This is a genomic window from Cryobacterium cheniae (genome assembly GCF_004403395.1).
GTDB lineage: Bacteria > Actinomycetota > Actinomycetes > Actinomycetales > Microbacteriaceae > Cryobacterium > Cryobacterium cheniae.
The window spans coordinates 24,249-47,695 of record NZ_SOGN01000041.1 but is presented as its reverse complement, the minus strand read 5'-3'; the positions used below and the strand labels follow the sequence as shown (position 1 = coordinate 47,695).

Annotated in this window: 23 protein-coding genes and 1 tRNA gene; 20 read left to right on the top strand and 4 right to left on the bottom strand. The window is 68.5% G+C overall.

Annotated features, from left to right (window positions below; genetic code table 11):
* Positions 1 to 141: 141 nt before the first annotated feature.
* The 9 genes from E3T23_RS08895 (at position 142) to E3T23_RS08855 (ending at position 6,412) form a co-directional block, all read left to right on the top strand.
* Complete coding sequence (locus E3T23_RS08895) at positions 142 to 909, top strand: gamma-glutamyl-gamma-aminobutyrate hydrolase family protein (protein ID WP_241977784.1); 768 nt, start codon at positions 142 to 144, stop codon at positions 907 to 909.
* A 42-nt stretch (positions 910 to 951) separates the two neighbouring features.
* A complete protein-coding gene (locus E3T23_RS08890) occupies positions 952 to 1,524 on the top strand; it encodes a GNAT family N-acetyltransferase (protein WP_134370023.1) in 573 nt (190 codons plus the stop codon).
* A gap of 76 nt (positions 1,525 to 1,600) precedes the next feature.
* Positions 1,601 to 2,932 (top strand): M20/M25/M40 family metallo-hydrolase, encoded by a 1,332-nt coding sequence (locus tag E3T23_RS08885; protein ID WP_134370022.1) that lies wholly within the window; start codon positions 1,601 to 1,603, stop codon positions 2,930 to 2,932.
* A gap of 49 nt (positions 2,933 to 2,981) precedes the next feature.
* Entirely contained in the window at positions 2,982 to 3,413 is a 432-nt protein-coding gene (locus tag E3T23_RS08880) for a DUF1294 domain-containing protein (RefSeq protein WP_198416204.1), read from the top strand.
* Between the two features lie 122 nt (positions 3,414 to 3,535).
* A complete protein-coding gene (locus E3T23_RS08875) occupies positions 3,536 to 3,895 on the top strand; it encodes a hypothetical protein (RefSeq protein ID WP_134370020.1) in 360 nt (119 codons plus the stop codon).
* A gap of 86 nt (positions 3,896 to 3,981) precedes the next feature.
* Positions 3,982 to 4,926, top strand: coding sequence for a hypothetical protein (locus E3T23_RS08870; RefSeq protein ID WP_134370019.1), 945 nt, complete (start codon positions 3,982 to 3,984; stop codon positions 4,924 to 4,926).
* Positions 4,923 to 5,279, top strand: a complete 357-nt coding sequence (locus E3T23_RS08865) for a GntR family transcriptional regulator (protein ID WP_166806259.1) — start codon at positions 4,923 to 4,925, stop codon at positions 5,277 to 5,279. The genes E3T23_RS08870 and E3T23_RS08865 overlap by 4 nt, the downstream gene beginning before the upstream one ends.
* 39 nt (positions 5,280 to 5,318) lie before the next feature.
* The gene (locus E3T23_RS08860; RefSeq protein WP_134370018.1) at positions 5,319 to 5,510 is read left to right on the top strand and encodes a hypothetical protein; all 192 of its coding nucleotides are present in this window, start codon (positions 5,319 to 5,321) and stop codon (positions 5,508 to 5,510) included.
* A gap of 197 nt (positions 5,511 to 5,707) precedes the next feature.
* Positions 5,708 to 6,412 carry an alpha/beta fold hydrolase gene (locus E3T23_RS08855; RefSeq protein WP_134370017.1) on the top strand — a complete coding sequence of 235 codons (705 nt, stop codon included), beginning with the start codon at positions 5,708 to 5,710 and terminating at the stop codon, positions 6,410 to 6,412.
* A gap of 414 nt (positions 6,413 to 6,826) precedes the next feature.
* Here the strand turns inward: E3T23_RS08855 and E3T23_RS08850 are convergent, their stop codons facing one another.
* Entirely contained in the window at positions 6,827 to 7,147 is a 321-nt protein-coding gene (locus E3T23_RS08850) for a GYD domain-containing protein (RefSeq protein WP_134370016.1), read from the bottom strand.
* A gap of 303 nt (positions 7,148 to 7,450) precedes the next feature.
* Here E3T23_RS08850 and E3T23_RS08845 point away from each other — a divergent pair, with 303 nt between their 5' ends.
* Entirely contained in the window at positions 7,451 to 8,662 is a 1,212-nt protein-coding gene (locus tag E3T23_RS08845) for a DUF222 domain-containing protein (protein WP_134370015.1), read from the top strand.
* Between the two features lie 270 nt (positions 8,663 to 8,932).
* On the opposite strand, the gene E3T23_RS08840 is transcribed toward E3T23_RS08845, so the two are convergent.
* A complete protein-coding gene (locus E3T23_RS08840; RefSeq protein ID WP_134370014.1) occupies positions 8,933 to 9,187 on the bottom strand; it encodes a zinc-ribbon domain-containing protein in 255 nt (84 codons plus the stop codon).
* 235 nt (positions 9,188 to 9,422) lie between these two features.
* On the opposite strand from E3T23_RS08840, the gene ppk2 reads away from it, so the two are divergent.
* The gene (ppk2, locus tag E3T23_RS08835) at positions 9,423 to 10,268 is read left to right on the top strand and encodes a polyphosphate kinase 2 (RefSeq protein ID WP_134370013.1); all 846 of its coding nucleotides are present in this window, start codon (positions 9,423 to 9,425) and stop codon (positions 10,266 to 10,268) included.
* A gap of 324 nt (positions 10,269 to 10,592) precedes the next feature.
* Here ppk2 and E3T23_RS08830 read toward each other — a convergent pair.
* Positions 10,593 to 10,664 (bottom strand) — tRNA-Arg (locus E3T23_RS08830).
* A 187-nt stretch (positions 10,665 to 10,851) separates the two neighbouring features.
* Positions 10,852 to 11,517, bottom strand: coding sequence for an iron ABC transporter ATP-binding protein (locus E3T23_RS08825; protein WP_134370012.1), 666 nt, complete (start codon positions 11,515 to 11,517; stop codon positions 10,852 to 10,854).
* Positions 11,518 to 11,570: 53 nt separating this feature from the next.
* On the opposite strand from E3T23_RS08825, the gene argS reads away from it, so the two are divergent.
* The 9 genes from argS (at position 11,571) to prfA (ending at position 23,397) form a co-directional block, all read left to right on the top strand.
* Entirely contained in the window at positions 11,571 to 13,247 is a 1,677-nt protein-coding gene (gene argS / locus E3T23_RS08820) for an arginine--tRNA ligase (RefSeq protein WP_134370011.1), read from the top strand.
* Positions 13,248 to 13,249: 2 nt separating this feature from the next.
* Positions 13,250 to 14,029, top strand: coding sequence for an LmeA family phospholipid-binding protein (locus tag E3T23_RS08815; RefSeq protein ID WP_166806258.1), 780 nt, complete (start codon positions 13,250 to 13,252; stop codon positions 14,027 to 14,029).
* 130 nt (positions 14,030 to 14,159) lie between these two features.
* On the top strand, positions 14,160 to 14,447 hold the full coding sequence (locus tag E3T23_RS08810; RefSeq protein WP_134370009.1) for a hypothetical protein: 288 nt from the start codon (positions 14,160 to 14,162) through the stop codon (positions 14,445 to 14,447).
* A 217-nt stretch (positions 14,448 to 14,664) separates the two neighbouring features.
* Entirely contained in the window at positions 14,665 to 16,116 is a 1,452-nt protein-coding gene (gene lysA, locus E3T23_RS08805) for a diaminopimelate decarboxylase (protein WP_134370008.1), read from the top strand.
* Complete coding sequence (locus E3T23_RS08800) at positions 16,113 to 17,450, top strand: homoserine dehydrogenase (protein ID WP_134370007.1); 1,338 nt, start codon at positions 16,113 to 16,115, stop codon at positions 17,448 to 17,450. The genes lysA and E3T23_RS08800 overlap by 4 nt, the downstream gene beginning before the upstream one ends.
* Positions 17,450 to 18,571: a threonine synthase gene (thrC, locus tag E3T23_RS08795; RefSeq protein WP_134370006.1), complete on the top strand. Its 1,122-nt coding sequence runs from the start codon at positions 17,450 to 17,452 to the stop codon at positions 18,569 to 18,571. The genes E3T23_RS08800 and thrC overlap by 1 nt, the downstream gene beginning before the upstream one ends.
* Entirely contained in the window at positions 18,568 to 19,521 is a 954-nt protein-coding gene (gene thrB / locus E3T23_RS08790) for a homoserine kinase (RefSeq protein WP_134370005.1), read from the top strand. Before thrC ends, thrB begins: the two co-directional genes overlap by 4 nt.
* 274 nt (positions 19,522 to 19,795) lie before the next feature.
* On the top strand, positions 19,796 to 22,318 hold the full coding sequence (gene rho, locus E3T23_RS08785; protein WP_241977782.1) for a transcription termination factor Rho: 2,523 nt from the start codon (positions 19,796 to 19,798) through the stop codon (positions 22,316 to 22,318).
* Complete coding sequence (gene prfA, locus E3T23_RS08780; RefSeq protein ID WP_134362834.1) at positions 22,318 to 23,397, top strand: peptide chain release factor 1; 1,080 nt, start codon at positions 22,318 to 22,320, stop codon at positions 23,395 to 23,397. Before rho ends, prfA begins: the two co-directional genes overlap by 1 nt.
* Positions 23,398 to 23,447: the final 50 nt, after the last annotated feature.

The following is a 23,447-nucleotide window of genomic DNA, read 5'->3' as shown; positions in this document are numbered from 1 at the left end:
CCGTCCACGCGCCAGAGGCACCATTGCCCACTGTTACGGCCGGCTGGCGGTGCCGGCCCGCTGTCCCCAGACTGGGTCCACACCCCAACCGCGGTAACCGCGCACGCGGACACCACAGAATCCGACCTCCGGAGGCCGACCATGACCCGTTCGTTCTCCATGGCTCCGCGGATCGCGGTCGTCGAAGTCACCCGCCACCGCCCCGACCGGCCCGCGTACCACGCGAAGGTGCAGCTGCTCAATGCCGCCGCCGCCGACGCCGCCGAACACGGCGGCTGGTCGGTCTCCCGGCTGGCGGCCGCCGACCGCACGCCGGCCGAACTGCTGGCGGCGACGGATGACTGCGACGCCATCCTGATCATGGGTGGCGAAGACATCGACCCGCGGTTCTACGGCGGCGGCACCGGCTATCCGGGGGAGACCCGTCACTTCGCGGTGGCCGACGCCGGGCAGATCGCCCTCGTGCGGCGCGCCCTCGACCGGGCCACCCCGCTGCTGGGCATCTGCCGCGGCCTGCAGATCATCAACGTCGCCCTCGGCGGAACCATCGTGCAGCACATCGAGGAGGGCCTCCACCGCAACGTCGACGTGCCCATCGACCAGATCCTGCGCGAGCACGCCGTGCGCCTGCTGCCCGGCAGTAGCCTGCGCCGAAGCCTCGGCCAGGCCGGCATCTCGGTGCAGAGCGCCCACCACCAGAGCGTCGACCGCCTCGGCGCCGGCCTGGTCCCGGCCGGGGTGGCTCCCGACGGCCTCGTCGAGGCGGTCGAACACGAGTCCGCGCCGATCACGGGCGTGCAGTGGCACCCGGAGGCGCCGGATTCCCCGGCGGAGCAGCTTCCGCTGCTGCTGGCCGCCCTGCAGTCTCAGCTCGCCGAGGCTCGCGTCGCCGACCCGCTGGCCGCCTGACCCGGCTCAGCACCCGGATGCCCGGGTCACTAGTCTGGACGGATGCCGCTCGAGATTCGCACCCTCCGCCTCCTGCTGCGCCGCTGGCGCGAGTCAGACCTGGCGCCGTTCGCCGCGATGGGGCAGGACCCGGAGGTGATGCGGTACTTCCCGGCACTCCTCGCCCGGACCGAGAGCGACGCGCTCGCCGCCCGGGCCGACCGGCTCTTCGACACGCACGGCTACGGGCTCTGGGCGCTCGAGAAACGGTCGACGGGCGATTTCCTCGGCTTCACCGGGCTCGCACCCGTGCCCGCGTTCCTCCCCGGCCCCGGTGGGATCGAGGTCGGCTGGAGGCTGTCCCGCGCGTCCTGGGGCCAGGGCTACGCCACCGAGGCAGCCCGGGCGGCCCTCGATTTCGCCTTCGGTCGGCTCGAACTCGAACAGGTGCACGCGATCACGGCGGTCATCAACGAACCGTCGCGGGCCGTGATGGAACGACTCGGGATGACCGCGACGGCCGAGTTCCAGCATCCGAAGATCCCCGTCGGCTCGCCGTTGCGGGTGCACATCCGCTACTCGATTTCGCGCGCGGCCGCCGCCCAGGCGTCCGCCGCGGCCGACCTCACCGGGTAGAGTTCAGGCACTTTACAAAAGGACTGGCCGCCACCATGGAATCGACTGCCGCGCACCATCTCCGCCGAGCGCGCGCATGAGTGGCCAGGAAGCCCTCACCCGCCAGACGGTGGACCTGTTGCGCGATCTCATCCGCAACGCCTGCGTCAATGACGGCACTCCCGATTCGGGCGGCGAGATCCGCAGCGTGCGCACGCTCGAGGGGTTCTTCGCCGGGTCCGGACTCGACCTCGAGGTCGTCGAACCGCATCCGGGGCGCGCCTCCCTGATCGCGCGCATCCGGGGCACCGACTCCACGGCCCCCACCCTCGCCCTGGTCGGCCACCTCGACGTCGTGCCGGTCGATGACGGCGGCTGGACCCGCGATCCGTTCGGCGCCGAGATCGTCGACGGCGAGATCTGGGGGCGCGGCGCCCTCGACATGCTTTACCTGACCGCCGCCTATGCCGTCGTCACCCGGGCCATCGCGACCGGACCGTACCGGCCGCGCGGCGACCTCATCTTCGCCGCGGTCGCGGACGAGGAAGACGGCAGCCGCTTCGGTGTGGAGTGGCTGACCGAGAACCGGCTCGACCTGATCGACGCCGACGCGGTGCTGACCGAATCCGGCGGGGCCATGGTCGGGCCGCGGCCGCTGATCTCGACGGCCGTCGGCGAGAAGGGCATCGCCGGGCGGCGCCTGTCGGTGCGCGGCACACCCGGCCACGGGTCGGCCCCGTGGGGTGCCCGCAACGCGGCCGTGATCGCGGCGGATGCGGTGACCCGCCTGGCCCGGTACCGCGCCCCGGTGCAGATCACCGCGGATTGGCGCCGCTACGTGCAGGCCCTCGAACTGGACCCCACCCTCGCCGCGCGACTGCTGGACCCGCACCGGATCGACGACGCCCTGAACGAACTCGGCAGCCTGGCCGGCTTCGCCCACGCCTCCACCCACACCACCATCTCACCCAACATCGTGCGGGCAGGGGTGAAGGACAACGTCATCCCCGCGCTGGCGACCATCACGCTCGACATCCGGGTCCTGCCCGATCTGGCGGCCACCGACGTCGACGCGTACCTGCGCGACGCGCTCGGCGACCTGGCCGACGACGTCACCATCGAGGGCGACGATTTCGCCGCCGCCACCCGGTCGGCGGTCGACACGCCGCTGTTCCGCTCGCTCGGCAAGGCCGTGCGCCGGGCCTACCCCGACGCCGACCTGCTCCCGGTGCTCAGCGTCGGCGGCTCCGATGCGAGGTTCTACCGCCGTCGCGGCATCCCCGCCTACGGCTTTGCGCTGCTCAGCCGGCACTGGGACTACGGCACCTTCCGGCAGCTGTTCCACGGCAACGACGAGCGCATCGACATCGGCTCGATCGCGCTGACGGTCGCGGCCCTCGACACCGTCGTGCGCGACTTCCTCGACTGAGCCGCCGCAGCCGAGAGACCGAGATGAGACCGAGATGAAAACGAGATCCATGCCCCGGAGGAAGTCCCGGCCCGGCAGTCAGACCGGCACGCGGCGACGGATGCCCACCCGCACCGGTTCGGGAGCCGTCGCCTACCTCGCCATCGTCGCCTTCGTGGCGACCTACCTCGTCGTCGACGCCTACCGGCCGGTTTCGATCTGGGTGGCCGCGTTCTACCTGGCCCTCAGCCTCGCCTGCTTTGTCGTCTACGCCGTGGACAAGTCCGCCGCGGTCGCGGCGCGCTGGCGGGTGCCGGAGAACACGCTGCTGCTCCTCGGGTTCGCCGGCGGCTGGCCGGGTGCGATCGTGGCCCAGCAGGTGCTGCGGCACAAGACGAAGAAGGCCAGTTTCCGGCAGGCGTTCTGGGGCACGGTGGCCCTGAACCTGGTGGCTTTCGTGGTGATCTTCTCGCCGCTGCTGCCGGGCATGCTGGCCGGCTGAGCCGGGCTGAGCCGGGCTGAGCCGGGCTGAGCCGGGCTGAGCCGAGCCGGGCGGCGCGTGCCCGGCCGCGGGTTCATCGTTCGATGTCAAGGTCGGCGACGCATTACGTGCACAATTCCGTCGTGGGCGAACTCTATCCCGTCTCCTGCCCTGACATCCTGCCGACCGGGACGCGCGAACTCGACTTCGAGTTCGAGTCGACCGGACCACCCGACCTGACGGCAGGCAAGGGTACGCCGGGCCGGATGCAGCTCTACCTGGACGGCGCGCTCGTCGCCGACGCCGAGGCGCCGGTCACCGTCCCCGTTCGCGCTGAACCCGGGCGTCCTGACCTGCAGCGCCAACCCCGGCTCCCGGTCACGCGGGAGTTCACGAGCCCGTTCAAGTTCACCGGCACGATCCGCGAGGCGACCGTGGACATCAGCGGTGAACTGCTCTCCGACCCGGAGGCCGAGCTGCGGGCGCATATGGCGCGGCAATAGGTCGCCCGCCGGCTGGAATCCTCGTTGTGTACTTATGCTTGTATTGATAGGCTAATACAAAACTAAGAACACAACGGGGGGTTCTGATGCTCGGTGACGTCTGGTCCAACATGGTTTTCCACGTGGCCCTCTCAACCTGGGTCGTGGCCGTTCTGCTCGGGGGTTCGTGCGTGCTTCTGTGGTTCTCGACCCACGTTCCCGCTGTGCAGCGACGGCTCGTTGCCCAGGCGTCGACGGCCGCCGGGCTGGGCCTGCCGCACGCGTCGGCACCGATGGTGCGGGCTGCCCAGGTGCGGCGGGTGCGCGGCTTCGCCGTCGGTGCATTCCTCGGCGTGATCGTTGCGGTCTTCTTCGTGTACCTCCTCGGGGCGGACCGCGGCGGCCCGGCCACCGTGTTCCTGCTCGGCGGTTTTTTGATCGTCGGGGCGTTGGGCCGTGCCGTCGCATCCGTGGCCGGCGAGGTGAAGAGGACCGGTGTGGGGGAGCGTGTCGCCCACGGACGTCGCGCCCGGCTGGCTGATTATGTGCCGCGGTGGAAACGCGTCGGAGCCCGTATCGCCGTGTCTCTCAGCCTGGCGGTACTCGGCATCCTGGTAATGCTGCCCGTCACCCGGGAGCTGCAGCTCGCCGTCTTCCCCGAGCGCTTCAGTCTGGCGGTGGTGGTGTCCGGGTTGGCCGTGGGGGCGCTTGCTGCGTTCGAAATTGGCGGCCGGCTCCTCGTTGCACGGCCCCAGACCACGGCGTCGGAGCGGGAGCTGGCCTGGGACGATGCGCTGCGCTCGGCTGCGATCCTGGATCTGGTCGCCGCCGCGTCCCTGCTCGGCGCGTTCGGCGCCTTCTTCGCGGTTCAGGAAATCGCGATGGCGCTCCAGGGGAGCGGTGGCGGTCTGGCCTCCGTGGAAGCGGTCAACGTCTTCGCGTTCGCAGTGCTGTGCGCGGGTACCGCCGCATCGGCTCTCACCTCGTCACGGCGCCATACCCTCCGCACCCTCCATGCGGATGCCGCTCCGCGCCTGGTCGGCCCGAAATGATCCTCCGCATCGACCCGAGCTCGGCGACACCGCCGTTCGATCAGCTGCGCGTGCAAGTCATTGCGCACATCGGGAGCGGGGCCATGGTTGCGGGAACACGCCTGCCGACAGTACGCCGGCTTGCCGCGGACCTGGGGCTAGCGCCGAACACCGTGGCCCGCGCGTACAAGGAACTCGAGGCTGCGGGGTTCATCGAGACTCGCGGCCGGGCCGGTTCCTTCGTCAGGGCCGCGCCGGAATCGGTCGAACAGCAGGCGCTCGGCGCGGCGCAGACCTATGTCGAACGCCTGCGGGAGCTGGGGGTCAGCCAGGCCGACACCGTGGCCTACGTCACCACGTTCCTGCAGAGCTGAGGCCCCCCGGTGGGATCGGAGGCCTCCCGGGAAGAGTTCGTGGAACTTCGGTTCGTTGCCGCCGGGGTGGTCCTCGGATCCCTGCTGGCCGGTGATCTCCGCCAGGCGCGCCTCCACGATCTGCTCGAGCACATCGTCGGGCACCGGGCGGTCCGGCGTGAAGCGGATGGTGCCCGTCGACAGGGAGAAGCCCTCGAGGTGAGCGCGCACCGCATCGATCGCCGCGGGTGAGAACGGGAGAACTGACAGCGGCTCGGCGCTGGCGGCCACGCCGATGAGTGGGCTGCCGTTCACCGTGAGGGTGGGGAGACCGTACCCGTCGGGGCGCACCGTGTGGAAGCCGGCGCACGATCGAACATGCGCCCGCTTCCCCAGGGTGCGCCGCGACGGCTGCTGCGCCCCTGGCCGGAGCGGCCTAGGATCCCGGCATGGACATCATCCTCGTTCCCGGGTTCTGGTTGGATGCCTCGTCGTGGTCGGAGGTCACCCCGGCGCTGGTCGCTGCGGGGCATCGGGTGCATCCGCTCACCCTGCCCGGACTGGAAGCGGCCGACGCGCCACGGGCCGGCATCGGACTGCGCGACCACATCGACACGGTCGTGGCGGCGGTCGACGCCATCGGCGGCCCGGTGGTCCTGGTCGGCCACTCCGGCGGAGGTGCCATCATTCACGGCGCCGTCGACGCCCGCCCGGAACGGGTGGTTCGCGCCGTCTACGTCGACAGCGGCCCGCTCGGAGCAGGGGGCGTCATCAACGACGGGTTGTCCGCCGTGGGCGACGATATACCGCTGCCGCCGTGGAAGGACTTCGAGCAGGCCGAACTCGTGGACCTGACGGACGATTTGCGGGCAATGTTCCGGGCCCGCGCCGTTCCGGAACCGCGGCGTGTGGCCTCAGACCTGCTGCAGCTGCTGGACGAGCGCCGATACGACGTTCCGGCCACTATCATCTCCTGCGAGATCCCGTCCAAGCTGCTCACCGAGTGGATCGCGGCCGGACATCCGTTCGTGGACGAGCTCGCCCGCATCCACGACGTCGAGTACGTGGACCTGCCCACCGGGCACTGGCCCCAGTTCACCAGGCCGGCCGAACTCGGCGCCGCAATTCTGGCGGCCGTGGAGCGCGCCACCTGAGGTGCTGAGCGGGCCTCTCGCGGAAACCGTCCGCTACGGAGTCGCGACGAGTGTGTCCGGGTGCTCATTCGGCGTTGCGCGGGAGCTGCGCCGCTCCGCGCCAGGCGTGCCACGCGCGAAGCGGCGCACGACCTGCGCGAGACGGATGCCCGCGGCGTCGGCCACGCACCGATGCCGCAGAATGGGAAGGTGGAAGACCTCGCACTCGACGGTGATGGCCCCGCGTGTCCGGCATGCGGGGCAGAGATGAGTGCAGACGGCGTGGACACGGCCGAGGGGCTCGAGTCCTGTCACCGGTGCCCGTGCTGCAAACTGGTCATCGTCATTCCGGGGCTCTGGCCGGAGTGATCGTCAGCCGTGGGAGCGACCACGGACGGCGTCACCCGGGGGAGCGAGCGCCCCGCCGCCGCCCGACTACTGGCCGGGAGCCCGATAGGCCGGTGTCTTCCTGGCGGCGGCGTCGAGATCCTCCACCGTCAGGAGCGGCTTCAATCGCACCCTCACCGCACCCGTCGAATTGATCATGAGCGAAAGTGCCGCGGCGTCAGAGGGTTCCGGGACCTCGATGACCCCCAGAACGTCGGTCTCCCCGAAGGCGTAGTAGAAGCACTCGACTGATCCGCCCACCGTTTTGAGGGCGGCGACGAGCGCCTCCCGACGGCTCGTGCCGCCTTCGCGCATCAGGCCCTTGATGCCTTCGCCCACGTAGTTCGCTTCAAACAGATATTTACTCATGGTGATTCCCGTCCTCTGATGCGCAGGACGCGGGCATCCGGAGTAACGCCCGAGACCTGCATGCGGTGACCTGCCGAGACACGGCACCGTCGCTGGTCCCCGAAGTGGGGCTGCGGAACATGCTAGGCCCGGCTGTTGCCCCTGGCAACGGGGCGGCGACCCGGCCAACCCGGTGGGCGAGCCCGTCGAGACCGGCGAAACGCCCTGGGGCCGGTGAACAGGAATTCGATACTAATTCTAAAAAAATCCCATGAAAGATGACAGACTCTCGATTATTCGTACTAATCAAGCTATCCTCGAAGCATGACAAACCTCGCGGACGACCTCAGGCAGGCAACGGATGCCGTCGCCCGCCTGGGCTCGTCCAGCGCCGACTATGAGGCCCTGCCCGACGCCGTGGTGTTGGCCGGTCAGAAGCAGCTCGCGGCCGCCCGGCGCCTGCTCGATACCCGGTCCGCGTGGATGGCCGCGACCATCGCCCGCCGTTCCCGGCCCGAGCTTGGCCACTCGGGTCTGGCAGCGCAGCAGGGGTTCCTCTCGCCCGAAGCCCTGATCCAGAAGTGGACCGGCTCGTCCAAAGGCGACGCGTACAAGCTGGTCGCGGTCGGCACGATGATGGCCGATGCCGAGGCGGCGGAGAAGCTCGTCGAAGCCGCCCTCTCGTCGCCCGACATTGATGCCGCCGGCGTGGCCGGATTCGTCGCAAAGGTGCCCTGGCAGGCCCCGATCGCCCGGGCCGTGACAACCGGTACCCTCTCGGTCGACGCGGCGGAGTCGATCCGTTCCGGACTCGGTCAGATCGATGCCGCGGTCACGGCCGAGAAGCTCGGGGCGGCTCTCGAGACGCTGTTGGCCGAGGCGTCGACTCTGAACGCCGACGAGGTCTTCAAATGCGCGAGACGGATGCGCGACCGGCTCGACGAGGCCGGCATCGCCGCCCGCGAAAAGCAGGCCCACGACGACCGCTACCTGAAGGTCTACCGGCTCGGCAATGGCAACGTGCGCCTGAGCGGTCTGTTCGCCCCGGAAGACGGCGAGTTCGTGCTCTCCACCTTCGACTCCATCACCGGTCCGCGTCGCGGCGGGGTCCGATTCGTCGACCCGGAGCGGGCCGCCTGGGCCAAACGTCTGCAGGAGGACCCGCGCAGCACGGAGCAGATCGCCGCGGACTCCCTGGTGCAGCTGCTCAAGATCGCGGGTGAGGCCGACCCGGGCCGGGTGTTCGGCGGCCGACGCCCCTCGGTGCGCGTCATCGTGACCGAGAAGGCGCTCAAGCCGGGTCAGCCGGGAGCCACGGACCCCGCCGAGCCCGCCACGTCCGCCGCTCACGGGCAGATCGAGGGAAACCCGGTCCCGATCTCGCAGGAAACCATCGACCGGCTGCTCTGCGACACCGGAACCCGCGGCATCCAGCTCGACGCAGACGGCCAGATCATCAACGTCGGCCGCGACGAACGCCTCTTCACACAGGCCCAGCGCGCCGCGATGGCCGTACGGGACGGCGGATGCCTCTAGGTCGACTGCGACCGATCACCCGCCGGGACCGAAGCCCACCACATCAACGAATGGCTGAAAAACAACGGGAACACCGACCTCGCAGACGGAGTACTCCTCTGCCACCCGCACCACCTGCTGCTGCACAACCAGCACTGGACGATCCTCCGCAACGGGACCGACTACTGGCTCCGGCCGCCGATAGAAGTGGACCCGGAGCAGAAACTGATCGCACTGCCGAGCAAGAGCGCGAATCTTTAGCGCCCGGCCCGGCCCGTGGGGGTTCGCGGCTCAGAGTTGAGGGTGTGTGCGCGCCCATTCCAGCGAGTGACGTGCCTGAGCTGCGGTGAGCCTGGTGGTACCCCCGCAGTGCGTGCAGGTGTTGATGTATCTCGACGACAGCGGGAACAGGGGGATGAAGAACAGGGTGAATTTTGTTGATCTTTTGATCACGTGCTGTTCGGCCAGGGTGCCGCAGTATGCGCACGCGAAGGAGACGACGTTGATCAACGCCTGGTGAGCGCGCGTGCCGAAGAGTAAAAACATGATCGACTCCCAGATTCTTGAGGTGGCAGGTATGGCGGCTATGGCTGCGGGTCTCGATCCCTTAGGGGGAAGGGATATGCCGTGCGGCAGCGACGCGTGGTCGGCAGCCTAACAGGACGCCATGGCGGTGAACCTGGGCGTTCAGCGCGGTTTGTCCGTGACAAAGCATCGTTCAATACCGTCTTGTCTGTGACAAACCATTTATGCTCGTCCCGGCCGGGACATCAGGCCACTGATGAAGGTCACTGAAAGGTCAACCGTGTCGAAATCGAAAAAGTCGGGCGCTGTCAAACGAGTTCCCAAGCCGCTGTACGAGCAGGAATTGGAACGGTTGCAAGCCGAATTGGTCGGCATGCAACAGTGGGTCATCGAAACCGGGGCACGTGTTCTGGTCATCTTCGAGGGCCGAGATGCCGCGGGCAAGGGCGGCGCCATCAAGCGCATCGTCCAATACCTCAATCCGCGCTCGGCCCGAGTCGTGGCACTGCCAGTTCCGAGTGAGCGGGAACAGAAGCAGTGGTATTTCCAGCGATACATCGAGCAGCTGCCCACTGCCGGAGAGATCGTCCTGATGGACCGTTCCTGGTACAACCGTGGTGGCGTCGAACGGGTTTTGGGCTATTGCACCGATGAGCAGTACCACCGGTTTCTGGAACAGGTACCCCAGGTGGAACGGATGCTCGTTGATGACGGGATCATTTTGGTCAAGTTCTGGTTCTCCGTTTCCGACAAGATCCAGGAGGAAAGGTTTCGCTCCCGTCTGGAGGACCCGATGCGCCGGTGGAAGCTTTCCGACACAGACCTCTTTTCAATTACGCGCTGGGAGGATTACTCTCGGGCCAAGGACGCGATGTTCGCGGCAACGGACCTGTCCTATGCGCCGTGGTGGACGATTGAGAGCGATGACAAGCGCGCGTCCCGGATCAATTCCATCAAGCATCTCCTGACCCAGATTCCCTACGAGCACCGGGAACCGAAAAAAGTGACCATCCCGGATCGTCCGGACGCGAACGAGTACGACCGGCCCCCTCATGACGAGGCGAACTTCGTCACGGACCACGCCAAGACTCTGAAGAAGTGAATCCGGATTGGACCCTCGCGAATTGCGTGCCAGTAGCTGAGGAATCATGACACACCTACCTGCCTCCGCCCGTCGTCTACCCTTCCCGGCGATCACGGTATAGCCGAGGCGTTCAACGTGGCCAACAGCGACGCAGCCAGCCGACCGGCCGCTCGTCGCGCATCGTGATGTCCTTGCTCTCGTGGAGGACCTTTCACTCCGAGTCAGCCCCGTACACCGGTGGTGCCCGTGCGCGTCGACATTTGCGTATGGCGCGGTCGAAGTGGCGGCCAGTGGTCGGAACTGCGTGGAGAACGCCCGAAATGGACTGTCACGCGTCAAATGTGCCCCCAGGCAGATTCGAACTGCCGCCCCTGCCTCCGGAGGGCAGTGCTCTATCCCCTGAGCTATGGGGGCCAGGGAAAACACTAGGTTATCAGCATCTCGGCGTGCCATGTTCCGCATCGAGTTCGACGGATGCGGTCGAGCTCGCCTCGCAGGCCATTCGAACTCGACCGGAAGTGTCGAACACGGCGGATTCCGGGAGGTTCGGACGGGGGTGGGCAGGTTCGAACGGGTTTCGCCGCGCGGTCCGGCGGGGGTGCTACTGCAGGTTCGAGATCGCCGCGGAAACGAGTGCTGCGGCGTCGCCGGGCTCGAAGAACTCGGGGGAGCCGACCGTGATCCAGTAGGTGGAGGTGAAGACCTGAGCCACTCCGGTGCCGCCGGCCGCCGAGAAATAGCCTTCAACGTCGGGAGGGGTGCCATACGTGGGAACGATCTGGCTGGAGCCGACGGCCTCGGTCTTGAGCTGGGACAGCAGCACGTCGTTGGGCTGGGTCACCGAGACCTCGATGGTTCCGCCGCTGGATTGATGGAGCAGCCCGCAGTTCAGCCCCTGGAACTCGGCCGCTTTCTGGCCCGCATCGAGGGTCGGCTCGAAACCGGGCGCGGAGCCGTAGTTCGGGTTGTACGCGTAGACGTCGTCGAGCGTGAGCACCTGGTCGCAGGTGAGCGCGACCGGCGTTCCTGCGGCCGTGGGTGTGGGAGTCGGCGTCGCAGTGGACTCCGGCGTCTGCGTGGCGTCCGCCGTCGACGCTGGAGTCGACCCGGGAGTGGACGCGGACGACGTTGCCGTCGGGCCGCTCCCCGACGGTGAACCTGCGCCGCAGCCGGCCAGCGCCACGACGGCGACTGTGCCCGTGGCAAGGAGGAGGGTGGTGCGCAGGAGCCGTCCGCGCGGGAATGTGGGCGAGAGGGAGTCAGTCACGCTTGACCTTACCAAGTGGGTGGCCCGTGACCGGGCCGGTAAGATTGCGTTTCGTGACTCCCGCTGAGCTTTCCCAATCCCTGTTCGACCTCATCCTCCAATTGAGCGAGCGTCGACGCGAGGCAGGGACCCCGGTGGCCGACCTCAATCTGAGCGTGGCGGATGTCACGCTCGAGCGTCCCAGAAACCGCGACCACGGTGACTGGGCCTCCAGTATCGCGATGAAGATCGCCAAGCCGCTCGGCTCCAACCCGCGCGAGGTGGCCGCCGAACTGGCCGCCGGCCTGGAACAGCTTCCGGACGTGGCCTCGGTCGACGTCGCCGGTCCCGGCTTCATCAACATCCGTCTCGAGGCCGCCGCCGCCGGCGCACTGGCGAAGACCATCGTCGACGCCGGTCCTGCCTACGGCACCGGACACCTCTACGACGGCCTCAAAATCAACCTCGAGTTCGTCTCCGCCAACCCCACCGGCCCCATCCACATGGGAGGCGTGCGTTGGGCGGCCGTGGGCGACAGCCTCGCCCGGGTGCTGCAGGCGGAGGGCGCCGACGTCACCCGCGAGTACTACTTCAACGACCACGGCTCGCAGATCGACCGTTTCGCCCGCAGCGTGCTCGCGGGTTACCTGGGCGAGCCCACCCCCGAGGACGGCTACGGCGGCGCCTACATCGGCGACATCGCCGACCAGGTCGTGGCCGGCCATGCCGGCGACATCGCCGTGCTGTCCCGTGACGAGCAGCAGGAAGTCTTCCGCAGCGTCGGCGTCGACCTGATGTTCACCGAGATCAAGGAGAAGCTGCACGGCTTCGGTGTGGACTTCGACGTCTACTTCCACGAAGATTCCCTGCACGAGTCCGGCGCCGTCAACCGGGCCATCGAACGGCTGCGCGAACAGGGCCACATCTTCGAAGAAGACGGTGCCATCTGGTTGCGCACGACCACGTTCGGCGACGACCGCGACCGGGTCATCATCCGTTCCAACGGTGAACCGGCCTACATCTCCGGCGACCTCGGCTACTACCTCGACAAGCGTGAGCGCGGCTTCGACCAGAACCTGATCATGCTGGGCGCCGACCACCACGGCTACGTCGGTCGCATGATGGCGATGGTCGAGGCCTTCGGCGACGTGCCGGGCGTCAACCTGCAGATCCTGATCGGCCAGATGGTCAACCTGCTCAAGGGCGGCGAACCCGTTCGGATGAGCAAGCGCGCCGGCACGATCGTCACCCTCGACGACCTCGTCGACGCCGTCGGCGTGGACGCCGGCCGGTACTCGCTGGTGCGCTCCTCGAGCGACACCCAGCTCGACATCGACCTGGACCTGCTCGGCAAGCGCACCAACGAGAACCCGGTCTTCTACGTGCAGTATGCGCACGCCCGCACCTGCTCCGTTGCCCGCAACGCGACCGCCGCGGGCGTGGAGCGCAGCGCGTTCGCCCCGGAACTGCTCATCCACGACAGCGAGTCGGCCCTGCTCGGCGTGCTGCAGGAATACCCGCGCGTCGTCGCGCAGGCCGCCGAACTGCGCGAGCCCCACCGCATCGCCCGCTACATCGAAGAGGTGGCCGGCTACTACCACCGCTGGTACGACAGCTGCCGCGTGATCCCACTCGGTGACGAGCCGATCACCGACTTGCACCGCACCCGCCTGTGGCTCAACGACGCCACCGGCCAGGTCATCCGCAACGGCCTCGGCCTGCTCGGCGTCTCCGCGCCGGAACGCATGTAAGCGTGGACGCCTCTGCCCGGAAACCCCGGCGCCGCACGCTCGGGGCGCTCGTCGTCGCGGGTCTCGTGGTGGTCGGGCTCGTCGCGGCCTACTTCGTCCTCGACGGGGGACTGCGCAGCTACGCCGAAAACCAGATCGAGCAGGAGATCGCCTCGAACCTGCCCGACACCGTGACCGGGGACGTGGCCGTCTCCGTCGGCGGGTTTTCGGTCATCGCGCAGTACCTCGGCGGCAGCTTCGACCGGGTGGCCCTGGAATCCGGCGCGCTGACCGTGGACGGCGTGCCGGCATCCGTGCACGTCGTGGCGACGGATGTCCCGCTCGACCAGTCCCAGCCCGTCGGCGACCTGCGCGGCATCGTCGACCTCGAACCCGACGCGATCAACGCCCTGCTGAGCCGGTCGCTGCCGAGCGATGCACCCGACGCCAGCGTCGAACTGGGGCAGGACGAGATCAGCTACAGCGGCAGTGCCCGGGTGCTCGGCCTCCCGATCGGCTACCGGGCGTCGGCGACGCCGAGCGTCGACGCCGACGCCCTGATGCTCACGCCGAGCGGTGCCAGCGTCACTTCCAGTGAGGGCAGCATCGACGCCGGCAACCTGCTCACGCTCGTCCTCGGCGAGGAACCGCTTCGCATCTGCGTGGCCCAGTACCTCCCCGAGGGGATCACCCTCGCCGGCGTGAACGTGACGCCCGAACGCGCCCGGCTCACGCTGGAGTCCAGCACGCTGACGCTCAGCCGCCAGGCGCTGACCACCCTCGGCAGCTGCAGCAGCGACTGAGCCGCGCGCGGCACTCCGACCGTGACCGACCGGTTCGTGAACCGTTCGGTCCGTGACCAAACCGGGGCTGACACGGTGGCCGCGGCGTCGTACGCTGGTCTCAGCGCATTCGCCTGTTCAAGGAGGCACCATGACTGTCCTGCGCATTCAACACCCCGTGCCCGACTACGACCGCTGGAAGCGCGCCTTCGACCAGGACCCGGCCGACCGGCGCGGATCCGGGGTGATCCGCTACACGATCATGCGCTCGGTGACGAATCCGAACTTCGTCATGATCGACCTGGAGCTGGGCACCGTCCGAGAGGCGGAGAAGCTTCTCCTCAAGATGCGGCGCATCTGGAGCAGCAGCGGCTCGACGGTCATGATCGACCCGGAGGCGTGGATCGTCGAGGCGGCCGAGACCGCCGAGCTGCTCTAGCCGCAGCCCACCGCACGGCCCGCCGCGCAGCCCAACGGGGATCCCGCCGCGGAGCGGGGCGTAACGCGATTCGGTGCTCACCGGCGGCGTTCGCTACACTCGGGGCAGGTCCCCGGTCGCAGCCGACGGCATCCTTTCACTGGCTTCAGGGACCAACCCGGGTTCGCTCGCCACTCAGTGAGACACCCACTCGACATTTCCCGTGAGGTTTTCACCCGTGGCCACCAACCCGCTCGCCCCCGCATGGCTCCGCCTGCCCGCTGACGCCAATGTTCTCGCCGACGGTCTCTGGCCGGCCACCGCCGCACGCACGCCGCAGGGGGAGCTCCTCATCGGCGGCTGCACCGCCGCGGCCCTGGCCGCCGAATTCGGCACGCCTCTCTATCTGATCGACGAAACGGATGCCCGAGCCCGCGCGGCCTCGCTCCGCGCCGCCTTCGAGACCGAGTTCGCCCGCATCGGAACCAGCGTGCACATCTACTACGCCGGCAAGGCCTTCCTCTCCACCGAGATCGCCCGCTGGATGCTGGCCGAGGGTCTCAACATCGACATCTGCAGCGGCGGTGAACTCGCCGTGGCGCTGGCCGCCGGCAGCCCGCCGAACCGGATCGGGTATCACGGCAACAACAAATCACTGGCCGAGATCGACGAGGCCTGCCGGGTCGGCGTCGGCACCATCGTGATCGACAGCCCGGTCGAAATCGGGCGGGTCGCCGCGGCCGCCGCCCGGCACGGCATCGTTCAGGCCGTTCGTCTGCGCGTCAACAGCGGCGTGCACGCGCACACCCACGAGTTCCTGGCCACCGCGCACGAAGACCAGAAGTTCGGCGTGACCCTCGATGACGCCCCGGCTCTGGTGGGGCGCATCCGAGCCGAGCCGAGCCTGGCCTTTCGCGGCCTGCACTGCCACATCGGTTCACAGATCTTCGGCGCCGACGGTTTCGCCGAGTCCGCGTCGAGGCTCCTGGCCGTGCACGCCGCACTCCTCGACGGCGGACCGGTCCCCGAGCTGAACCTCGGCGGCGGCTTCGGCATCGCCTACACCTCCGCCGACACCCCGACCCCGATCGGCGAACTCGCGGCCAGCCTGGCCGACATCGTCGCCGCCGAGTGCGGCACGCGGGGCATCCCGGTGCCCGTCGTCGCCTTCGAACCGGGACGCTACATCATCGGCCCGGCCGGCATCACCCTGTACGAGGTCGGTACCACCAAGGCCGTCGACGTGGCCGGCAACCCGCGCCTCTATGTCAGCGTCGACGGTGGCATGAGCGACAATGCCCGTCCGGCCCTCTACGGCGCCGACTACACCGTGCGGCTCGCCGGCCGGGTGTCGGCGGCCGAGCCGGTTCTGGTGCGCCTCGCCGGCAAGCACTGCGAGAGCGGCGACATCGTCGTCGACGCCGACTACCTGCCCGCAGACGTGTCCCCGGGCGATCTGGTGGCCGTGGCGGCCACCGGCGCCTACTGCTGGTCGTTGTCGAACAACTACAACTTCCTCGGCCGGCCGGCCGTGGTCGCGGTGGCCGAAGGCACCCCGCGGATGCTCGTGCGCGGCGAGACCATCGCCGACCTGCTCGCCCGCGACACGGGCGTCGGGGCCGGTTCGACCACCGCCGGTTCGACCACCGCCGACTCGACCGCCGATCTACCGAAGGAACCCTCCCGATGATCGAATACCGCAATTTGCGCGTCGCACTCCTCGGCGGCGGCTCCGTCGGCGCCCAGGTGGCCCGGCTGCTGCTCGAACACAGTGAAGAACTCGCCAACCGGGTCGGCGCCAGCCTCGAGCTGGTCGGCATCCTGGTGCGCGACGTCGACGCCGAACGCACCGTCGACCTGCCCCGCGAGCTGTTCACCACCGACGCCGAGACCCTGATCCTCGGCGCCGACGTCGTGATCGAGCTGATGGGCGGCATCGAGCCCGCCCGCGAATACATCCTGATGGCGATCAATTCGGGGGCGGATGTCGTCACCGCCAACAAGGCGCTGCTGGCCACCCACGGGCCCGAACTCTTCGCCGCCGCCGACCAGGTCGGTGCGCAGCTCAAGTACGAGGCCGCCGTGGCCGGCGCGATCCCGATCGTGCGGCCGCTCGGCGAGAGCCTCGGCGGCGACCAGGTCAACCGTATTCTCGGCATCGTGAACGGCACCACCAACTTCATCCTCGACCGGATGGACACCGAGGGAGACACCCTCGAGGAGGCGCTCGCGCTGGCCACCGATCTGGGCTACGCCGAGGCCGACCCGACCGCCGACATCGGCGGGTACGACGCGGCGCAGAAGGCGGCCATTCTCGCCAGTCTCGCCTTCCACACGACCGTGCCGCTGGCATCCGTCTACCGCGAGGGCATCACGGCCATCACCCCCGCGCAGATCGAGTCCGCCCGGAAGGCCGGCTACGTCGTGAAGCTGCTTGCCATCTGTGAACGTCTCGTCGATGCCGCAACCGGCCAGGAGGGCGTCTCCGCCCGGGTCTACCCGGCCATGGTGCACCGCAGCCACCCGCTCGCCTCCGTGCACGGCGCCAACAACGCGGTCTTCGTCGAGGCGGAGTCGGCCGGCAGCCTGATGTTCTACGGCGCCGGCGCCGGGGGAGTGGAGACGGCGTCCGCCGTGCTCGGCGACCTGGTTTCCCTGGCCCGCCGCCACATCGCCGGCGGCCCCGGCGTTCCCGCGTCCCAGCACGCCGACCTGCCCATCCTCGACATCGGACGCATCGTGACGCGCTACGCCGTCACGCTGGAAGTCACCGACGAGCCCGGCGTGCTCGCCACCCTCGCCGGCGTGTGCAGCGACCACGGCGTCTCCCTGGCCCTGGTCGAGCAGTCGATGACGCCGGCCCAGCCCGGCACCGCGAGTCGCTCCGCCGTCTCCGCCACGGCTACCCTTGTTATCGGAACGCACGAGGCCACGGAGGCTGCCCTGGCTGCCACCGTGACAGACCTCGCCGCGAACAGATTTGTCACCAATGTCGCATCCGTTTTGAGAGTTGAAGGAGCCTGATGTCCAGCGAACGAGAGACTCTGACGAAGCCGGCCGTGAAGACGGCTTCCCGGCAGTGGCGCGGCGTGCTGCGCGAGTACGCGGACCGCCTGAACATCACGTCTGAGACGCCCATCATCACGCTGGGCGAGGGTGGCACCCCGCTGATTCCCGCGCCGGCGCTCTCCGCCCGTACGGGTGCGAAGGTCTGGATCAAATATGAGGGCATGAACCCGACCGGTTCGTTCAAAGACCGCGGCATGACCATGGCCATCTCCAAGGCCGTCGAAGACGGCGCCCAGGCCGTCATCTGCGCCTCCACCGGCAACACGTCCGCGTCGGCCGCCGCCTATGCGACCCACGCCGGCATCCAGGCGGTCGTGCTGGTACCCGAGGGCAAGATCGCCATGGGCAAGCTCAGCCAGGCCATCGCGCACAACGCGCAGCTGCTGCAGGTGCAGGGCAACTTCGACGACTGCCTCGACATCGCCCGCGACCTCTCCGCGAACTACCCCGTGCACCTGGTCAACTCGGTCAACCCCGACCGGATCGAAGGCCAGAAGACGGCCGCCTTCGAGGTCGTCGAGGTGCTGGAAGACGCCCCGGACATCCACATCGTCCCTGTCGGCAACGCCGGCAACTACACCGCCTACACGCGCGGCTACACCGAAGAACTCGAGCGCGGCGCCACCACGAAGCTGCCGCGCATGTTCGGGTTCCAGGCTGCCGGCAGCGCCCCGATCGTGCTCGGCCACCGCGTCGACCACCCGGAGACCATCGCCAGCGCCATTCGAATCGGCAACCCCGCCTCCTGGGACCTCGCCCTGGCCGCCCGCACCCTCACCGACGGCTACTTCGGTGCGATCACCGACGAGAAGATCCTCGAGGCCTACCGCATCCTGTCGGCCGAGGTCGGCATCTTCGTCGAGCCTGCCTCCGCGATCAGCGTCGCCGGTCTGCTCGAACGCGCCGAAGCCGGACTCATCCCCGCCGGCTCAACCGTGGTTCTCACGGTCACCGGCCACGGTCTGAAAGACCCGCAGTGGGCGCTCCGCACCGCGGACGGCTCCGACGTCACGCCGACCATCGTGCCCGTCGACACCGCCGAAATCGCCGGCATCCTCGGGCTGGTCCAGAAATGACCGTTGCCGAGGCCCTCTCCGGCAAGTCCGTGCTCTCGGGCCGTTCAGTCACCGTGCAGGTGCCGGCGACCACGGCCAACCTCGGCCCCGGATTCGACACCCTGGGCCTGGCTCTGGCGCACCACGACCACCTTGAGGTCTCGGTGCGCGACGAGCCGGGCATCACGGTCGAGGTGCACGGCGTCGGTGCAGGCGTGGTGCCCACCGATGAGAGCAACCTCGTCGTGCGCGCCATCATCCACACCTTCGCCGCCTACGACCAGGAACTGCCCGGTCTGAACCTCGTCGCGCACAACGAGATCCCGCACGGCCGCGGCCTGGGCTCATCCGGCGCCGCCATCGTCTCCGGGATCATGGCCGCGAAGGGACTCCTCGAGGGCGTCGTCGACATCGACGCCGAGGCGCTCCTCGCCCTCGCGACCGAGATGGAGGGGCACCCCGACAACGTGGCCCCGGCCCTGTTCGGCGGGCTCACGATCGCCTGGATGACCCCCGAGGGCCCCCGCCACAAGAAGCTGATGGTGCACCGCGGCGTCAAGCCGCTGGTCTTCGTTCCCGAGCACGCCATGTCCACGGCACTGGCCCGCAGCCTGCAACCCGAGAGTGTCCCGCACGAAGACGCCGTCTTCAACCTGTCGCGCTCGGCCCTGCTGATCGCCGCCCTGATCCAGAGCCCGGAACTCCTGCTCGCGGCCACCGAAGACAAACTGCACCAGAGCTACCGTGCCGCTGCCATGCCGGAGACCAACCGGCTGATCACCCTGCTGCGGGAGCACGGATTCGCCGCCGTCGTCTCCGGCGCCGGGCCGTCGATTCTGGTGCTGGCCAGCGATCCGGGGCAGCGTCTCGTCGCGGCCGAGCTCGTCGCCGCCGAGTCCGAGACTCCCTGGCAGGCGCTCATGCTGGCCGTCGACGTGCTGGGCGCGACCGTCACCCGCACCGACCGGTAGAAGCGCGTCCGAACGTCGAGGACACGCCGATTCCGGAGGCCATCGGCGTTCTTGCGTTCTGCTACAGTGAAGGGGCACCCGATGGAACCGCGTAACGCCCGGCTCCCTTCTCCGGTGCATTCCCTGTAACTCACTGCTATCGCATCATCTATGCGTAGCTGTGTGTGTTCACCTCAATCCACATCACTTTGGGATTGAACCACCCGCAGCGCGTGAGACGCTGCAACAGCTTCCCTGGCCAGCACGCATGACGCCAGGGGAAAGGACAATTTTCGTGACTGACGTCAACCTCCTCACCCCCGGTGCGAATTCTTCGCACCTCACCACCCTTCGCGTCGCCGAGCTTCAGGCTCTGGCGCTCGAACTGGGCATCCCGGGTGCGTCCAAGCTTCGCAAGGGAGAGCTCGTCGGAGCTATCACCGCCGAGCAGGCCAAGAACGCTTCCTCGGGTGTCTCCGCTGATGCCACAGCCGTCGACGCCCCTGACGCGGCTCCCGCGGCGGACGCCGTGACCGACGCTGCCGAGACCGCCGACGTCGCCGTTGCCGCGCCCCGCAAGCGGGTCTCCCGGCGCGCCTCCAGCGACACTTCGGCTCCCGCCGTCGCGCACATCAACGCCGACGGTGACCTGGGCATCGGCATGATCGTTCCGGACGACGCCGCCAAGCTCCGCCGCACCACGGCCCCCACCACCTACGCCGGCTCCTCGGCGAATTCGCCCGCGACCGAGACTGCCCCTGCCACGAAGCCGGTCCGCCAGGCGCGCAAGCGCGCCACCTCGGTCACCGTGAAGGCCGAGGCCGCAGCGGCAGCCTCCGAGGCCGTGGCGCCCGTCGACGAGATCGTCACCGAAGGCGCCCCTGCCGAGGCCGTCGTCGATACCGAGAGCGAGACCAGGACCAATACCGCGACCGCGGCCGTGGTCGAAGAGGCCACCGAGGCTGCGCCCGAGACCACCGGCTCCGGCCGGTCGCGTCGCGGCAGCTCACGCGGTGGCCGCAGTGGCGGCGCCCGCAACAGCATCGACGCGCGCACCAGCATCGACGCGCGTAACAATGCCGACGAGCTCGCCACGGAGACCGTCACGGACCTGGACGCCACGGCCGAGACCACCGCCACCGAACCGGCCGCAGAGGTCGAGCAGGTCGAGCAGGTCGAACCGGCCGAGCAGCCCCGCCAGGGCCGCAACCGCAACCGCAGCCGCGGGGGCGACCGCACCCAGGGCGCCGACCGCGGTGAGGACTCCACCCGCCAGAATCGCCAGACCGGCAACCGCGGCCAGGGCCAGGACAACCAGGGCCAGGACCGTCAGGCTCAGGACCGCAGCGAGGGTCAGGACCGCCAGGCGCAGGGTCAGGACCGCAACCAGGGTCAGGACCGCCAGTCGCAGCAGGGCCAGGATCGCGGCCAGGACCGTCAGGAGCGTCAGGCTCAGGACCGTCAGGATCGCCAGGACCGTAACCAGGGTCAGGACCGTAACCAGGGTCAGGACCGCAACCAGGGTCAGGACCGCAACGCCGGCCCCGACCGCGCCGGGCTCGAAGACGACCTGAACGGCCGCAGCAACCGCAACCGTTTCCGTGACCGCAAGCGTCGCGGCGTCACCACCGGCGACGACTTCGAGCCGGAGCTGAACGACGACGACGTGCTGATCCCCGTTGCCGGCATCCTCGATGTTCTCGACAACTACGCGTTTGTGCGCACCTCCGGCTACCTGCCGGGTGCCAGCGACGTCTACGTCTCGCTCGGCCAGGTCAAGAAGTACAACCTGCGCAAGGGTGACGCCGTCGTCGGCGCCATCCGCCAGCCGCACGAAGGCGACCAGAGTGGTCGCCAGAAGTACAACGCGATCGTCAGGGTCGACTCGATCAACGGCCTGACCGTCGAAGAGGCCGCGAGCCGCGTCGAATTCCAGAAGCTCACCCCGCTCTACCCGACGGAGCGTCTGCGCCTCGAGACCGAGCCGGGCAAGCTGACCCAGCGCATCATCGACCTGGTCGCCCCGATCGGCAAGGGCCAGCGCGGCCTGATCGTCGCTCCGCCCAAGGCCGGCAAGACCATCGTCATGCAGCAGATCGCCAACGCCATCGCCACGAACAACCCCGAGGTCCACCTCATGGTCGTCCTGGTCGACGAGCGTCCCGAAGAGGTCACCGACATGCAGCGCACGGTGAAGGGTGAGGTCATTGCCTCCACCTTCGATCGTCCCGCCGAGGACCACACCACGGTTGCCGAGCTTGCCATCGAGCGCGCCAAGCGTCTCGTCGAGCTGGGCCACGACGTCGTCGTGCTGCTCGACTCGATCACCCGCCTGGGCCGCGCCTACAACCTGACGGCCCCGCCGTCGGGCCGGGTCCTCTCCGGCGGCGTCGACGCCTCCGCGCTCTACCCGCCGAAGCGTTTCTTCGGCGCCGCCCGCAACATCGAGAACGGTGGCTCGCTCACCATCCTCGCCTCCGCGCTGGTGGAGACCGGATCCAAGATGGACGAGGTCATCTTCGAGGAGTTCAAGGGCACGGGCAACATGGAGCTCCGGCTGTCCCGCCACCTGGCCGACAAGCGCATCTTCCCTGCCGTGGATGTCAACGCATCCGGCACCCGGCGTGAAGAAATGCTGATGAGCGCCGACGAAGTGAAGATCACCTGGAAGCTGCGCCGCGCCCTCGCCGGGCTCGAGCAGCAGCAGGCACTGGAGGTCATCCTCGGCCGTCTCAAGGAGACCACATCCAACGTCGAGTTCCTGATGCAGGTTCAGAAGTCGATGCCGACCCTCGGTGGGTCAGACAAGGATCACTGATGTTCGAGTCTGTTCTGACTCTGCTGGCTGAGCACGATGAACTCCAGTCTCAGCTGGCGGATCCCGAGCTGCACGCGAACCCGGCCAGGTCAAAAAAGGTCAACCGTCGCTACGCCGAACTCAGTCGTATCATCGCGGCCTGGAACGAGTGGAAAGAGATCGGCGAAAACCTCGACGCCGCGCGGGAACTCGCGGACGAGGACGCCGATTTCGCCGCGGAGATCCCCGGTCTGGTGGAGCAGCTGGAAACCGCAGCCGAAAAGCTGCGGCGCCTGCTGATCCCGCGCGACCCGCTCGATGCCCGCGACGTGATCATGGAGATCAAGATGGGGGAGGGCGGTGCGGAGTCCGCACTGTTCGCCGCCGACCTGCTTCGCATGTACCTGCACTACGCGGAGTCGAAGCGCTGGAAGACCGAGATCATCGAGCAGACCACGAGCGACCTCGGCGGCATCAAGGACATCCAGCTCGCCATCAAGGGCAACTCGAGCGACCCTGCCGAGGGCGTCTGGGCGCACCTGAAGTACGAGGGTGGCGTGCACCGCGTTCAGCGGGTGCCGGCCACGGAGTCGCAGGGACGCATCCACACCTCCGCCGCCGGAGTCCTCGTCTTCCCTGAGGTCGACGAGCCCGAAGAGGTCGAGATCAGCGCGAACGACCTCAAGATCGATGTGTACCGCTCCAGCGGCCCCGGCGGACAGTCGGTGAACACGACCGACTCCGCCGTGCGCATCACGCACCTTCCGACCGGCATCGTCGTGGCCATGCAGAACGAGAAGAGCCAGCTGCAGAACAAGGAAGCCGGCATGCGCGTTCTGCGTGCTCGCGTTCTCGCCCGGCAGCAGGAAGAAATCGACGCCGCGGCCTCCCTCGTGCGCAAGGGCCAGATCCGCACGATGGACCGGTCCGAGCGCATCCGCACGTACAACTTCCCGGAGAACCGGATCGCGGACCACCGCACCGGCTACAAGGCTTACAACCTGGACACGGTCATGAACGGCGCCCTCGACGCTGTGATCGACTCCTGTATCACGGCGGATGAAGCAACCCGGCTGGCCGAGATCGGCGATCACGACTAACCACGCACGCCGCGGTTGCCCAGCCGCCGGTCTCTCGTAGTCTGGAGAGA